The following is a 14883-nucleotide window of genomic DNA, read 5'->3' as shown; positions in this document are numbered from 1 at the left end:
GTGGGCGCCGGACACCGACACGCGGAGGGATGCGGACGACATGGGCGCAGGGCTCACGGGACGACGGGTGCTGGTGACGGGGGGGTCCTCCGGGATCGGCGCGGCGACGGCGCGGGCGTGCGCGGCCGCGGGGGCGCGGGTGGCGGTGCTCGCGCGGCGCGCCGACCGGCTCGAGGCGCTGGCCGACGCCCACGACCTCGTCCCCGTCACCGCCGATGTCACCGACCCGGGGCAGGCGGCGGAGGGGGTGGCGCGGGCCACGACGGCCCTCGGGGGTCTCGACGTCCTCGTCAACGCCGCCGGCGTGATGCACCCGGGGCTGATCACCGACCAGGACCCTGCGGAGTGGCGGGCGATGGTCGACGTGAACGTCCTCGGGCTGCTCGCCGTCACCCAGGCGGCGATCCCCCACCTCGAGGCCTCCGACGGCGGCGCGACCATCGTCAACGTGTCGTCGATGTCGGGGCGACGCGTCCCCTCCCCCACCGGCGCGGTCTACTCGGCGACGAAGTTCGCCGTCCACGCGATCGGCGAGGCCCTGCGCCAGGAGCTGCAGCCCGCCGGCGTGCGGGTCACGACGATCTCACCGGGGTTCGTCGCCACGGAGCTGTTCGACGAGCTCGACCAGAGCGACGTGGTCGCGCGCTACCGGCGGATGGCTGCGACGGTCGGGATCTCCCCCGAGGACGTCGCCGCCGCGATCGTGCACGCGCTCAGCGCCCCCGATTCGGTCACCACCGTCGAGATCGCGATGGTGCCGACCGACCAGGACGACAGCGCCTACGCATCGTCGGTCTCGGGGTCGGGGTCGGGAGCGGGGTCGGGCACCGGCGACGCCGGCTGAGCGGGAGGCCGCTCCCCCCACCCGAGCTCGCCGGATGCGACCAGGTGGATGTGCTCGAGCGGGATGCGGCCCTCGCGGTGGACGACCACCGACGGCCCGGTCGCGTCCACGATCGTCGAGACGCCGCCGTCCACCTCGCCGCCGTCCACGTACACCGGGACGAGCACCCCGAGCTGCTGCTTCGCCTCCTCCACCGTGACCGGTCGGGGTTGGTCGAGCCGGTTCGCGGCGGTGCAGGCGAGCGGCCCCACCTTGGCGATCACCTGCAGCACGAAGTCGTCGGCCGGCTGGCGCAGCTGGACGGTGCCGAGGCTGTTGCCGAGGTCCCAGGTCATGCCCTCGCTCGCGCGGACGACGAGGGTCAGGTCACCCGGCCAGTAGGCGGCGATGAGCCGGTCGGCGTACTCGGGCACCTCGCCCGCCAGGCCGGAGACCTGCCGCTCGGAGCGGATCAGCACCGGCAGCGGGGTGACGCGGCTGCGCCGGCGCGCGGCGAAGATCCGCTGGGTCGCGGCGGCCCGGAACGCGTCGGCGACCACGGCGTAGACCCCGCCCACAGGGAGGACGGCGACCGACCCCCCCTCGAGGGCCTCCACGGTCCGCGCCAGCGCGTCGTCGCGGTCGGCGAGGTCGATGATGGTGCTCACTGGCGTTCAGCGTGCCATCCGTCCGGCGTCGGGGCCGCGCTCGACGTGCCGGGCCACCGCGAACCGGGGGCGGCCGGTCAGGTCGGCCTCGACGTGGGCAGGTCCGACGTGGTGGTCGAGCGCCTGGACGGTCTGGTCCACGCGCGACGGGTCGTCCTCGATCAGCACCCACCCGCCGGGTCGCAGCCAGTGCGGGGCGGCGGCGACGAGGTCGGCGATGACCTCCCAGCCGGTCTCGCCGCCGACCAGGGCGGCGACGGGATCGTGGTCGCGGACCTCCGGCTCGGCGGCCGCCAGCTGGGCGGGATCGAGGTACGGCGGGTTGCACACCAGCACGTCGACCGCGCCGAGCAGGGCGGGGTCGACGCCGGCGAGGAGGTTCGCGTGGTGCACCTCCACCACCGGCCAGGGGGCCGCGTTGCGCCTGGCGAGGTCGACCGCGGCGGCGTCGGCGTCGGTGGCGACGACCCGCGACGGGGCGCCCTCGGAGGCGATCGCGCAGGCGATCGCACCGGTGCCGGTGCACGGCTCCAGCACGACCCCGTGGGCGGGCAGTCGGTCCAGGGCGAGGTCGACCAGCACCTCGGTCTCCGGGCGGGGGATGAACACGCCGGGCTCGACCCGGAGCTCGAGGTAGCGGAACGCGGCGGTGCCGAGGATCAGCTGGAGGGGTTCGCGGGACTCGCGGCGACGGACGGCGACGACCAGGGCAGCCGGGTCGTCCGCGAAGGCCTCGAGCAGCCAGCGGGCGTCGGCCTCGGGGCTCGGCACGCCGGCGGCGCTGAGCCGGGCCACGACGCCACGCCGGTCGAGGGCCTCGCCCGCGGACGTCGGCGGCGGCTCACCCACCGTCGAGCAGCGATTCGAGCTGCCGCTCGACGGCGGTGGAGATCACGCCCGTCCCGCCGACCACGACCCCGCCGTCGAGGCGGCTGGCGTGGGCGGCCACGAACGCGCTGACCGGGGAGCCCGACGGCAGCGACGTGCTGGGGGCGAGCACGAGCACCCCGCCCAGCCGGGCGGCGAGCGCACCGGCCGACAGCGCGTCGGGGAAGCCCGAGCCGGAGGCGACCACGAGCGGGACGGCGCCGGTGCGGCGCTCGAGGGCGGACGAGGCCACCGCGGTGGAGGTGGCGAAGCGGTCACCGCCGGCCAGGCGGGTCACCTCGAGCCCGAGGTCCTCGAGCTGGGCGACGACGGCCTGGCCGATTACTGCGGTGCCGCCGACGACGGTCACGCGGCGGGCACCCAGCTGGTTGATCGCCGCGACCGTCGGCCCGGGCACGCGGTCGCGCTGCACCAGCAGCGTCGGGGGACCGTCGACGAGAGCCGCGAGCGAGGACGCCGACACCGCGTCCGGCCAGTCGTCGCCGAGGGCGACGGTCACCTCGTCGGCCGCGACCGCGGAGGCCGTCGCGATGTCCGCGGCCGTGTGGTACCGGGTGTCGCCTGAGAGCCGGCGCGTGACGAGGCCGAGGTCGGCCAGGTCGCCGCGCACCCCGCTCGACAGGGCGCTGGCGCCGCCGAGCAGCCAGGCCGTCTCGGCGCCGAGGCGGTCGATCTCGGCCGCGACCGAGGGGTCCAGGCCGTCACCGTAGGTCAGCAGCAGCGGCGCGGACAGGGAGGCGGCGAGCTTCACGCCGGCCAGGGCGTCCGGGAACCGGTCGGCGGCCGCCACGACCACGTCGGCGGCGGTGTCCCACCCCTCCCCCGACACCGCGACCGCGGTCGCGATCCGGTTGGAGGCGGCGGCGCGCGCGAGCAGGTCCGGGGTCTCGTCGGGCGGCTCGCTGGGCGGTGGTGGCGGTGGGGACGGGTCGGTGGGCGGGGGACCCTGCTGGCTGTCGGCGGTCAGGCCGAACAGCGTCGAGCGCATGCCCAGCCGCTGGCGGAGCTGGTCGCCGGACAGCACGGCCTGCCCCCCAGTGCCGGTGACCCGGACCCCGCCGTAGCCGCGGGCGGGGTTGCCGACCCGTCCGGCCGCGCCGCGGGGCTCGAGGAACTCGACCTGCGTGGCCTGGCCCACCCCGGCGGCCGCACCCAGCTCCGCGGCGGTGAAGGTCGCGGTCCAGCGGCGCAGCGGGTTGTTGGAGGCGAGGTCCCAGCGGGAGTCGTCGACCGGCTGGACGTAGGGGAGGTCGCCGCCGAAGACGAAGCGGGAGGACTCGCTGTGCCCGCCGTGGCTCGATGAGTAGAAGGTCTCGGCGACCGCGCCCTGGTGCAGGAGGACCTGGCGGCTGGTCGCCTCGACGGCGGCCCGCCACCTCCCCCCGATCTGGGCGTCGGCGCGCTCGTAGTCGTACCCCTCGTAGTTCTGGTCCGCCGGGGTGGCGAGGAGGTTGCAGCGGCACGAGTCGCGGATCCCGAGGGCCTGGATGCGCCGGACCGCGTAGGAGCGCCCGGCGATGGCCTGCGCCTGCAGGGTAGGGGCCGGCCAGGACGCCGGGACCTCGCTGAGGCCGCGGAGGTACAGGTCCATGTCCGGGATCTCGAGCGTCATGTAGGCGTTCGAGCTGGCGGTCTGCACCGAGTCCATCTGCAAGGTGCCCCAGCGGTAGACGTGGCCGGTCTCGGACAGGCTGACCCGCCGGGTGTCGGCGTCGGTCTGGCTGAGGCGGGCGCGGAGGTTGAGCTCGTAGTCGCCCCCCTCGAAGACCGCGGCGCCGCCCGCGTCGGTGATCCGGTAGCGGGCGTCGGGCAGGATCGTGATGGTCCACACCGCGCCGGTCGGCTGCTCGACGGGCAGGGGCTGGCACGCGCCGGTCTGGTAGTGGCAGAGCTCCCACGGGACCGGGCCGGCGTCGGCGGTCACCCGCGTCGAGGTGATGCCGGTGGCGAGCCCGATGACGATCTGCGGGGGGATGGCGACCGTCGCGACGTTCGTGCCGGGGAAGTACGTCGTCAGGATCTGCTCGGCGGTGCAGCCGAGCATGCCGGCCCCCTGCGCGCCGTACTGGCTCATGCCGGCGCCGTGGCCCCACCCGCCGCCGACGAAGGCGAAGTCCGCGTCGGGGGGGTCCGGGTTGGCGATCGGGGACCCGCCGGCGGGCAGGCAGCCCTGGCTGAAGGTCGGGGGCAGCGCAGGCGGCTCCGCCTCGACGTAGCCGGTCAGGTCGGTCGTGGGCGGGGCGCCCTGGCCCGCGTCGGCGGGGACCGCGAGCAGCACGAGTGCGATCAGGGTCGCGAGCGCGGCCACGGCGGCCACGACCGACCGCGGCGCACGGGCAGAGGAGGGGGAGGTGCGCATGAGCCCTACTGTTGCGTCTGTCAACTACTGACACCCATGGTGGCACGGGAGTCGTCGACAAGCGTGACGCCGTCCCGGCTCTGACGCCGTCGGCCGTCCGTCCCATGCGGTGACGGGCATGTGGGGCGCGGCGGCACCGGAGGACGGTCAGGCGGCCTGCGCGTGGGTGCGGCCCTGGATCTCCGACCAGGCGATGACGCTGAGCGCCCAGGCGAGCAGGCCCAGGCGGATCAGCCACCGCGTCGGGGTGGAGGTCCGGTAGCGACGGCCGAAGAAGCGGTCCAGGCTGCGGGCGTGCTCCCACACCATGCGGGTGCGCCGACGACCGACCGAGGCCCCGATCGCGTGGGTGACCTGGGCGACGGGGGCGAACGTGACGCGCCAGCCGGCCTGGCCGAGCCGCCAGCACAGGTCGACGTCCTCGACGAACATGAAGTAGCCGGGGTCGAAGCCGCCGACGGCCTCGAAGGCCTCCACGTCGAGCGCGACGCAGCAGCCGCTCAGCCAGTCGACGTCGCGCTCGGTCTCGTGGTCCCAGTCGGTCAGCCGGTACCGGCGGGTCCAGCGGTTGTCCGGCCTGACCAGCCCGAAGAGTGCGTGGCCGAGGGCCGTCGGGATGTCCGGGAACGACCGCGCCGACAGCTGCAGCCGTCCGTCGGGGAACACCACGCGCGGGCCGACCGCGCCGACGTCGGGGTGCTCGGCCAGGTAGCGGCCCAGCGCGGCGACGGCACCGGGGGTGAAGCGGGTGTCGGCGTTGGCGACGACGACGGCGGAGAACGGCGCCTCGGGCAGCTGGCCCAGGCGGCGGATGCCGGCGTTGACCCCTCGCCCGAAGCCCAGGTTCGGCAGCCCGACGGCGATCACCTCGGGGTGGGCGCGCCGGACGGCGGCGAGGGACCCGTCGCTCGAGCCGGAGTCCACCACCACGACCCGGTCCGCGCCGGCGTCGGCAGCGCTGTCCAGGCAGGCCAGCAGGTCCTCCCTGGTGTTGTGGTTCACCACGACCAGGCCGACGGGGCCGGCGGTTGGCTCGGGCACCGCTCAGGCGATCTCGGCGAGCAGGCGGGCGAGGGAGTCCTGCCACGCCGGCATGTCCGGGAGCCCGGTGTGGCGCGCCAGGAGGTTGTCGAGCACCGAGTACGCCGGTCGGGGCGCCGGTGCCCCGAAGGTCGCGGTGTCCGTCGGGGTGAGGTCCACGTCGACGCCGGCGTGGGAGAAGATCGCGCGGGCGAACTCGAACCAGGTGCAGCTGCCGGTGTTCGTCAGGTGGTAGGTGCCGTGCAGGCCGGAGTCGGCCAGGCGGCGGATCTGCGGGGCGAGGTCCGCGGTGAAGGTGGGGCTGCCCGTCTGGTCGTCGACCACGCTGACCGCGCCCCGCTCGCGACCCAGCCGGAGCATGGTCTTCGCGAAGTTCCCGCCGTGGGCGCCGTGCACCCAGGACGTGCGCACGATGTAGTGGCGCTCGAGGGTGTCGCGGACCTTCTGCTCGCCGGCCTCCTTGGTGCGGCCGTACATCGAGGTGGGTCGGACCTCGTCGAACTCGGTGTAGGGACGGCCGAGCGTCCCGTCGAACACGTAGTCGGTCGAGATGTGGACCATCGCCGCGCCGTGGGCGTCGCAGGCGCGGGCGACGTGCCAGGGGGCGACGGCGTTGGCGGCCCAGGCGAGCTCGGTCTCGACCTCGCACGCGTCGACGGCGGTGAACGCGGCGGAGTGGACGACCACGTCGGGGCGGTGGTGCCCGACCGCGGCGTCGACGGCCTTCGCGTCGGTCACGTCGAGGGCGTCCCGGTCGGTGGCTACGACGTCGTCCCCGACGGCGGTGAAGGCGCGCTGGAGGTCGTGGCCGAGCTGGCCGCTCGCGCCGGTGATGAGGACCTTCACGGTCTCAGGCGCGGGTGGAGTCGGCGCTGACCAGCCCGCGGCGGTCGCTCGCGCCGCCCTCCTTCAGCGGACGCCACCACCCCTCGTTGGCGCGGTACCACTCGATGGTGGCGTCGAGCGCCTCGTCGAAGCTGTGCGCCGGCTCCCACCCGAGCGCGCGGATCTTCGTCGTGTCGACGGAGTACCGCAGGTCGTGCCCGGGCCGGTCCTGCACGCGCCGGATCCTCTCCTCTGCCTCGTCACCGGTCAGGCCGAACCGCTCGAGGATGGCGTAGGTCAGCTCGGCGTTGGTGATCTCGTTGCCGGCGCCGACGTTGTAGACCTCGCCTGGGGTCCCCTCGGTGAGTACCAGCCACTGGGCGGCGGCGTTGTCGATCACGTAGGTCCAGTCGCGGACGTTCTTCCCCTCCCCGTAGAGGGGCACCTGCTGGCCGTCGATGAGGTTGGTGACGAACAGGGGGATGACCTTCTCGGGGAAGTGGTACGGCCCGAAGTTGTTCGCCGTCCGCGTCACGGTGACGGGGTAGTCGTAGGTCACCCGGTAGGCGCGCGCGAGCAGGTCCGCGGCCGCCTTCGAGACGCTGTAGGGGCTGTTCGGCTCGAGCGCGTCGCCCTCGACGAAGCTGTCCGGCTCGTCGACCGACCCGTACACCTCATCGGTGGAGATGTGGAGGAACTTGGGGATCTCGGCCTTGCGCGCCACGTCGAAGATCGTCTGCGCCCCGACGACGTTGGCGACCATGAACTCCGCGCCGCCGGTGATCGAGCGGTCGACGTGGGACTCCGCCGCGAAGTTCACCACCGCGTCATGGCCGGCGATCGCCTCCGCGACGTGGTCGCCGTCGCAGATGTCGCCCTTGACGAAGTCGTAGCGCGCGTCGTCTGCCAGGTCGGCGAGGTTGGCCGGGTTCCCGGCGTAGGTGAGCTTGTCGAAGTTGGTGATGCGGACGTCATCGGTGTGGCTGAGCACGTAGCGGATGAAGTTCGAGCCGATGAAGCCGGCACCGCCGGTCACGAAGATGCGCATTGGTCGCGTTCTGTGTCGAGAGCAGGGGGACCGCTGAACGGTAACCGCCCTCGCCGGGTTCTGCGCGTGTCCAGCCCGACGGTTCCTGCGTACGGTTGCGGGGTGGAGGTGCTCGGGATGGACGTGCTGGAGCTGGCGGCGTACCGCCGGGAGGTGGCCGAGGCGTACGCCGCGGCGCGCGCCGCTGGGGCGGAGGTGGAGGGGTGGCGGGCGTGGCGGACCCGCCGTGACCGTCTGATCGGGACCTCGGCGGAGTCGCCGCTGCCCGCGGACCGCCGGTCGCCCTCGTGGCGGACCCCGTTCTTCGAGCACGACCCGACCTGGCGGCTCGCCGGGGTCCTCGAGCCGGTGGCGGACCCGGTCGGCTTCGACATCCCGCACTCGGGGTCCGGCGCCACCCGGTTCGTCGAGGCCGGGGTCCTGCGCGCGGTGCGGGGCGGCGTGGCGATCGAGTTGACCGCCTTCTGGCTGGACGCCTACGGCGGCGGGATCTTCGTGCCGTTCCGGGACGGGACCTGCGGAGCCGAGACGTACGGCGGCGGCCGGTACCTGCTCGACACGGTGAAGGGGGCTGACCTCGGGGTGGACGCCGAGGGGCGGGTCGTCATGGACTTCAACTACGCCTACCACCCCTCCTGCGCCTGGGACCCGTCGTGGTCCTGCCCGCTGGCACCGCCGTCCAACGTCGTGGGGGTCCGGGTGGAGGCCGGGGAGCAGCTACCGGTCGGGTGACCGGCGCGTGTGCGCTCAGGGGGCCTATCACAGTGGGTGCACGGCCCGCCCCCTCGAGCGGCATCCGCACCCAGGCGGTCGCGGACCGATCACAGTGGGTGCACGGCCCGCCTCCTCGAGCGGCCTCCGCACCCAGGCGGTCGCGGACCGATCACGGCGGGTGCACGGCCCGCCCCCTCGAGCGGCCTCCGCACCCGCACCAACTGCCACGGGCCGTGGCGACCCTCTGTCCACAGGGCACGGGAATCTCCGGCCCGCGGCGACCGCTCCGCCGGCCACGATCCCGACATGGCGATGTCGGACGACCTGCGCACCGCGATCGATCTGCTGGCGGCGAGCCAGCACGGGCACGTCGCCCGGTGGCAGCTCCTCGCACTGGGCCTGAGCGAGGACGCGGCCGACAAGCTGCCCGCCCGCCTGGGGTGGACCGCGCTCAGTCGTGGGGTGAGCCTGCTGCCGGGTCACAGGACCTCGACGGCGGGATCTACCTGGGCGGCGCTGTTGGCGACGATGAGCCTGCTGATGGTCGACCTGACGCGACCGGCTGGTCCGCTCGACCCGGAGGTCATCCGGGACGTCGCGCGAAGGACGATCGGAGCCACGGGCTTCACCGGCGCGACCCTGCGGGGTCTCGTCCCGAACGCCCCCACGCGATCGCAGGTCCTCATCCCCCACCACCTGGTCAAGCGCCTGGCGGACGTGCGGACGATCCGGACGCGCGTCTACCCCGAGCACCTCGAGCTGGTCGACGACGTGCCGACCGTCCCAGCCGTGCGCATGCTGTGGGACTGCGGGTGGGTGCTGCGGCACGAGCGGGACGCGCCGGCACGGCTCCGGCGGCTGATGTCCCTCGCCGACGGCGTCCGACTGGTGGAGGCGGAGACGCTCCACCTCGCCGCGCTGCACCCCCGCGAGCACGGGTTGCCCGGCCAGGTCCCGGTCCCCTTCCGCATCGCCGCGCTCAGCTTGAAGGACGGCCACTCGCACTCCGGGACGGAGCACGACGCACGGGAGCTGGTGGACGAGGTGGCGGCGCGCTACGGCCTGCACGTCGAACCGCGGCCGACCGACATCGCGGCCGACGGCGTGGCGGCCGGCGAGGCCGACATCGCGATCCCGTTGCTCCGCCTGGACATCGAGATCGACGGCCCGCACCACCGGGAGCCCGGCCAACGCGCGAAGGACCGTCGACGCGATGCGCGGTTCCGACAGATCGACTGGATCGTCCGACGCTATGACGCGGAGTTCGTGAGTGAGGATCCGGTCGGGTTCCAGCGCTGCGTGGAGCAGGACATCCTGCAGGCGGCGGCGGCGCAGGGCATCACCCTCCGCAAGCAGCCGCACGCGTAGCGGACCCACGGCCACCGGGTGCGCCCGCCGCTCCCACCGGCGGGCCCCGCACCCACGGCGAGCGGACCCATGATCACCGGGTGCGTCCGCCGCCCCCACGGACGGGCCCCACACCCACCGCGAACGGACCCACGACCACCGGGTGCGCCCGCCGCTCCCCCCGGCGGGCGGCGCACCCACGGCGATGGGACCACGGCGACGGGACCACGGCGATGGGACCCGCGACCACCACGCGGCCTCGACCGAACGACGTCCCTAGACCAGCCCGACCCTCGAGTGGTCGCCCAGCATCAGGCGCATGGCCGCCGGACGACGCCTGGACCGGCCGACCTCGACCTGCTTGCCGATCAGGGAGTCCTCCATCCGCCCCACGTCGGTGATCGTGGTCTCCTCGAGCACGATGGAGTGCTCGATCTCCGAATCGGTCACCACGCAGTCGTGGTAGATCGCGGTGTAGGGGCCGACGAAGGTGTTCTCGAGCCGCGTGCGCTTGCCGATGATCGCCGGGCCGCGGACCGTCGAGTTGACCAGCTCCGCCCCCTCCTCGATCACGACCCGCCCCTGGATCTCCGACGCCTCGTCCATCGACCCCTCCATCCGGGGCTCGTAGGTGTCCAGCACGATCCGGTTGGCCTCGAGCATGTCGTAGAGCTTCCCGGTGTCCTTCCACCACCCCGTGATCGTGCGCTCGGCGACCTTCTGCCCGTCGTCGATCATCCACTGGATCGCGTCGGTGATCTCGAGCTCACCGCGGTCGGACGGCTCGATGGCGTGACAGGCGTCCATGATCGAGCCGCTGAACAGGTACACGCCGACGAGGGCGAGGTCGCTCTTCGGCTCGCTCGGCTTCTCCACCAGCTGCGAGACGTGCCCGTCGGGGCCGAGCTCGGCGACGCCGAAGCGCTCGGGGTCGCGGACCTTCGCGAGCAGGATCTGGGCGTCGGGGCGGTTGGCCTCGAACTGCTCGACGAACTCGGTGATCCCGCCGGCGATCAGGTTGTCGCCCAGGTACATCACGAAGTCGTCGCGGCCGAGGAAGTCCTCGGCGGTCAGCACCGCGTGGGCCAGCCCGAGCGGGTCCGGCTGGTGGACGTAGGTCACCGAGATCCCGTAGCGGGAGCCGTCGCCGACGTACGCCTCGATCTCCGGCCCGGTGTGGCCGACGATGATCCCGACGTCGGTGATGCCCGCCGCGGCGATGGCCTCGAGCCCGAAGTCGATCACCGGCTTGTTGCCGACGGGCACGAGCTGCTTGGCGGAGGTGTGGGTGATCGGGCGCAGGCGGGTTCCGGATCCGCCGGCCAGGACGAGGGCCTTCACGGGTCTCCCTTGGGGGTTGCGTTCAGAGGGTGGTCACAGACGACGGTAGCCCGAGCACCGCCGGGCCTAGCAGGCGACGTCGCTCTCCTGGGCGCCGACGAACTCCGTCTCCGAGGCCGTCGGCTCGGGGCTGGCGCTCGGCGAGGGGGTCTCGGAGGCGTCGAACCCCTCCGGCGCGTGGGCGTCGGGATCGAAGCCCGACCCGAGGATGAGGGTCAGCTCGCTGGTGTTGCCCTCGTTGATCGAGATCCCGCCGAGCGCCTCGCTCAGCACCTCGGCGTGCGGCCGACGGCCCTCGGGGTACAGGATGACCGAGGCCTCGAACCGGTAGTTCTCCGCGGTGCCGACCTCCCCGACGCGGAACTCGAGGGCCTCGAGCACCGCGGCGGTCTCCTCGGCCAGCCCCTCGACGTCCGACCCGTTCTGGATGCTGACCGGGATGGTGTTGGAGGGGCCGAGCTCGACCGGGCCGGCGTCGGTGCCGACGCCCTCGGGCAGCAGGTCGCCGTTGCGGAACGCCCGGTACAGGGCCTCGGCGTCCTCCTCGATCGCGTAGACGACCGACGCCTCCCCGAGGTTGCCCGGCGTCGCCGGCACGGTCCGCGCGTCGATCCGGCCCGACGAGATGTCCTGGATGCTCGAGATCAGGTCGACCATCTCGCTGGCACCGAACGCCCGGTCGGTCTCGAGCACGTCGGAGATCGACCCGATCAGCGACGCCACGCGGTCCGGGCGGGCGAGGGTGCCCAGGCTCGTCGCCTTGTTCAGCATCTCGCGGGCGAAGCGCTGCTGGCGGGCGATGCGGCCGAAGTCGTTGTCGACCCGGCGGGCCCGCACGAACTGCAGGGCCCGCACGCCGTCGAAGGCGACGCACCCGGCCTGGTCGATGTCGATGCCCGAGTACCGGTCCTGGATCGGCTCCTCGACGTAGAACTCGACCCCGCCGAGCGCGTCGACCGCGGACACGAAGCCGGCGAAGTTGACCCGCACGTAGTGGTCGACCTCGATCAGGGTGAGCGCCTGGATGGTGCGGACGAGGCACTCCGGGCCGTAGCCCTCCCGCTGCTCCTCGCCGATCGCGTAGGCCTGGTTGATCCGGCCGCGCGACCCGTCGCACCGCTCGACGACCAGGTCGCGGGGGAACGACAGCATCGCCGCGGTGTCGGTCTGCGGATCGATCTGCAGCAGGATGATCGTGTCGGTCAGGTCGGTGTCGGTCGGGTCGGTCCCGATGCGCTGGAGCTGCTCCTCGGTCAGACCCTCGCGGGAGTCCGAGCCGACCAGCAGGATCGTGGTGCGCTCCTCGACCGGCTCGACCTCCGGCACCACCAGCGCCTCACCGCCCTCGGTCTCGGGCGCGAACGTGACCTCGGGCGCACCGATGTCGACGGCGTTCCTGCCGATCTGGCGGAACTCCCACCACACCAGCCCCGCGTAGGTCGCACTGGTCACGACCGCGAAGGCCACGACGATCGACACCGCGAGCAGCCCGACGCGCCGCCAGTCCGGGCCGCCGCTCCGGGGCTTCCCGTGGGTGACGCTCGGCCCGAAGACGCCAGGCTCCAGCCCTCCGCGCACGGAGGGGTCGGATGCGGACGCAGCCATGTGGGGGATGTGCCTCCGGAGGGGGACGAGGAGCCGTCGGCACACCCCGCGACGCACGCGCACGGGCACACCGGCGGAGCCAGCGTATCGTCGCCCCACGGGCACCGGACGGTGTCCGCACGGGCCACCCGAGGCCGCCGGATAGGGTCGGGAGGCGATGACCACGATCTTCGCGGCGCTGACCGACCAGACCCGCCAGCTCGGCGACCGCCCCGCCGTGACCTTCGTCGACGCCGGCACCGGCGAGCGGACCGAGCTCAGCTTCGCGACCCTGCACAACTGGGTGTCGAAGACCGCGAACCTCCTGCTCGACAGCATCGACGTGCAGCTCGGCAGCGAGGTGCGCCTGGACGTCCCCCTCCACTGGCTGGTGCCGGTCGTCGCGCTCGGCACCTGGGCGACCGGCGCCGCGGTCCGCCTGCAGCCCGGCGGGGATGCAGTCGTCGGACACGAGCTGGACGACCCGGACCTGGAGGCGGACCTGCTCATCGGCATCGGCATGGGCGGCCGGCCGGCGTCCGACGAGATCGACGACGCCCTGACCGTGACCGACGTCCTCGCCCAGCCCGACGAGTTCGTCGACGACCCGCAGGACGACGGGGCGTGGGCCATCGGCGGGCGGACCCAGGCGACGCTGCTGGCCGAGCCGCTCGGGGCGTCGGGCACCCGCATCCTCCACGCCGGCGATCGCACGACCGCCGAGACGGTGTTCACGATCGCGCGCAGCCTGCCCGCCGGCGTGGGGCTGGTGCTGGCACGCGGCTTCGACGCCGACGGCCTCGCGCGGCTCGCCGCCCAGGAGGGGCTCGCGTAGCACCCGACGGGGCTGGTCACGCCCGCCCGGCCGGCGTACCCTGCACCCACCGACCCGGGTCTCCTGCCCGGGCGCGACGTCTGAGGAGGTGAGGACCTGCTGGCTGCCATCGACGGCGCGCGGCCCGTCCCCCCCGCCCCCGACGACATCTGCAGCGCCGGACCGGAGGTCCGCTCCGCAGGCGCTGCCCCGCCCGCTCATCGCGTGCGGCCCCACGCGCCCACAGGAGCACCTGCGTTGACCCTGCCCGCATCCCCTGATGCACCCTCGACCCTGACCGCCCTCGGCTACGACTCCGGCCCCTGGCCGGCGCTGCTGGCCGCCATCGACCCCACCGCCCGGCACGGACGGGTGACCCGCGCCGACCGCGGCGCGGCGACCGTCGCCACCGCGGACGGCTCCGTCCGCGCCACCTGGACCCCCACCACCGATCCACCCGTCACCGGCGACTGGGTCGCCGTCGACGACGACGGCGCCCTGGTCGGCATCGCCGAGCGGCGGACCGCGATCACCCGGCCCGCCAAGCACGTCGGGTACCGCACCGACGGCACCCCCGACCAGGTGCTCGCCGCCAACCCCGACCTGGTCGGCGTGGTCGTGGCGATCGACGGCGACGACCTCCCGGTGCGCCGCGTCGAGCGCGGCATCGTCATGGCGTACGAGTCCGGCGCCATCCCCCTGGTCATCGCGACCAAGGCCGACCTGTGCGAGGACCTCGACCTGACCGTCCGCCAGCTCGAGGCGGCCACCACCGGCGTCGACGTGCTGGTCGTGTCCGGCACGACGGGAGACGGGATCGCCGAGCTGGCGGACCGCCTGGCCCCCGACCGCACCCTGGCGGTGCTGGGCGCCTCCGGTGCCGGCAAGTCGACGCTCACCAACGCCCTCGTGGGCCACGACGCCCTGGCCGTCGGCCACGTGCGCCACGGCGACCGGAAGGGCCGTCACACCACCGCCCACCGCGAGCTCGTCACCCTGCCGATCGGCGGGGCCGTCCTCGACACCCCCGGCCTGCGGACCCTCAGCCTCGGTCAGGTCGCCGACGGGATCGACCGGGCCTTCCCCGAGGTGGAGGCGCTGGCCGCGGCCTGCCGGTTCGGCGACTGCCGGCACGAGTCCGAGCCCGGCTGCGCGGTCCTCGCGGCCCTCGACGACGGAGGCCTCGACGCCGACCGCTTCGAAGGGTTCCGACGGATCCGCGCCGAGGCCGAGAACGCCGCGCTCCGCGCTGACACGGCCGCCTGGCGCGCGCAGGCGCGCAGCTGGGGGGTCATCGGGCGGGAGGCGACGCGGGGGGGGGCGCGGTCTGCGGCGGCGGCGCGGGGGGCGCGGCGGGGGGCGCGGCAGCCTGCGGCGGCGGCGGGGGCGCGGCGGGCGGCGCGGCAGCGGGCGGCGGGGCCCCGGGCGCGG

Annotated in this window: 13 protein-coding genes; 5 read left to right on the top strand and 8 right to left on the bottom strand. The window is 74.1% G+C overall.

The window, feature by feature from the left end:
- Nucleotides 1-40 precede the first annotated feature (40 nt).
- Nucleotides 41-844, top strand: a complete 804-nt coding sequence (locus tag ACEQ2X_RS10175) for an SDR family oxidoreductase (RefSeq protein ID WP_370325698.1) — start codon at nucleotides 41-43, stop codon at nucleotides 842-844.
- Here the strand turns inward: ACEQ2X_RS10175 and ACEQ2X_RS10170 are convergent.
- The 6 genes from ACEQ2X_RS10170 to rfbB form a co-directional block, all read right to left on the bottom strand.
- Nucleotides 781-1491 (bottom strand): L-threonylcarbamoyladenylate synthase, encoded by a 711-nt coding sequence (locus tag ACEQ2X_RS10170; RefSeq protein WP_370325697.1) that lies wholly within the window; start codon nucleotides 1489-1491, stop codon nucleotides 781-783. The genes ACEQ2X_RS10175 and ACEQ2X_RS10170 overlap by 64 nt on opposite strands.
- A 6-nt stretch (nucleotides 1492-1497) precedes the next feature.
- Nucleotides 1498-2340, bottom strand: a complete 843-nt coding sequence (locus ACEQ2X_RS10165; RefSeq protein ID WP_370325696.1) for a class I SAM-dependent methyltransferase — start codon at nucleotides 2338-2340, stop codon at nucleotides 1498-1500.
- On the bottom strand, nucleotides 2333-4738 hold the full coding sequence (locus tag ACEQ2X_RS10160) for a cell wall-binding repeat-containing protein (protein WP_370325695.1): 2406 nt from the start codon (nucleotides 4736-4738) through the stop codon (nucleotides 2333-2335). Before ACEQ2X_RS10160 ends, ACEQ2X_RS10165 begins: the two co-directional genes overlap by 8 nt.
- A 147-nt stretch (nucleotides 4739-4885) precedes the next feature.
- Entirely contained in the window at nucleotides 4886-5779 is an 894-nt protein-coding gene (locus tag ACEQ2X_RS10155) for a glycosyltransferase family 2 protein (protein ID WP_370325694.1), read from the bottom strand.
- A 3-nt stretch (nucleotides 5780-5782) separates the two neighbouring features.
- A complete protein-coding gene (gene rfbD / locus ACEQ2X_RS10150) occupies nucleotides 5783-6625 on the bottom strand; it encodes a dTDP-4-dehydrorhamnose reductase (protein WP_370325693.1) in 843 nt (280 codons plus the stop codon).
- A 4-nt stretch (nucleotides 6626-6629) separates the two neighbouring features.
- The gene (rfbB, locus tag ACEQ2X_RS10145; RefSeq protein ID WP_370325692.1) at nucleotides 6630-7652 is read right to left on the bottom strand and encodes a dTDP-glucose 4,6-dehydratase; all 1023 of its coding nucleotides are present in this window, start codon (nucleotides 7650-7652) and stop codon (nucleotides 6630-6632) included.
- Nucleotides 7653-7754: 102 nt separating this feature from the next.
- Between rfbB and ACEQ2X_RS10140 the strand changes: the two genes are divergently transcribed.
- Complete coding sequence (locus ACEQ2X_RS10140; protein WP_370325691.1) at nucleotides 7755-8384, top strand: DUF1684 domain-containing protein; 630 nt, start codon at nucleotides 7755-7757, stop codon at nucleotides 8382-8384.
- Nucleotides 8385-8672: 288 nt separating this feature from the next.
- Nucleotides 8673-9734 (top strand): hypothetical protein, encoded by a 1062-nt coding sequence (locus tag ACEQ2X_RS10135; RefSeq protein ID WP_370325690.1) that lies wholly within the window; start codon nucleotides 8673-8675, stop codon nucleotides 9732-9734.
- A 255-nt stretch (nucleotides 9735-9989) separates the two neighbouring features.
- On the opposite strand, the gene ACEQ2X_RS10130 is transcribed toward ACEQ2X_RS10135, so the two are convergent.
- Both ACEQ2X_RS10130 and ACEQ2X_RS10125 read right to left on the bottom strand, forming a co-directional pair.
- On the bottom strand, nucleotides 9990-11054 hold the full coding sequence (locus ACEQ2X_RS10130) for a glucose-1-phosphate thymidylyltransferase (RefSeq protein ID WP_370325689.1): 1065 nt from the start codon (nucleotides 11052-11054) through the stop codon (nucleotides 9990-9992).
- A 66-nt stretch (nucleotides 11055-11120) separates the two neighbouring features.
- Nucleotides 11121-12632 carry an LCP family protein gene (locus tag ACEQ2X_RS10125; protein ID WP_370325688.1) on the bottom strand — a complete coding sequence of 504 codons (1512 nt, stop codon included), beginning with the start codon at nucleotides 12630-12632 and terminating at the stop codon, nucleotides 11121-11123.
- 184 nt (nucleotides 12633-12816) lie between these two features.
- Between ACEQ2X_RS10125 and ACEQ2X_RS10120 the strand changes: the two genes are divergently transcribed.
- Both ACEQ2X_RS10120 and rsgA read left to right on the top strand, forming a co-directional pair.
- Nucleotides 12817-13473: a TIGR03089 family protein gene (locus tag ACEQ2X_RS10120; RefSeq protein ID WP_370325687.1), complete on the top strand. Its 657-nt coding sequence runs from the start codon at nucleotides 12817-12819 to the stop codon at nucleotides 13471-13473.
- A gap of 237 nt (nucleotides 13474-13710) precedes the next feature.
- Nucleotides 13711-14883: ribosome small subunit-dependent GTPase A (gene rsgA / locus ACEQ2X_RS10115; protein WP_370325686.1), on the top strand; the 1173-nt coding region annotated here is incomplete at its 3' end.

This window comes from Euzebya sp., assembly GCF_964222135.1.
In the GTDB taxonomy this organism is placed as follows: Bacteria; Actinomycetota; Nitriliruptoria; order Euzebyales; family Euzebyaceae; genus Euzebya.
The sequence above is the reverse complement of the archived record's forward strand: the minus strand, read 5'-3'. Positions and strand labels throughout refer to the sequence as shown.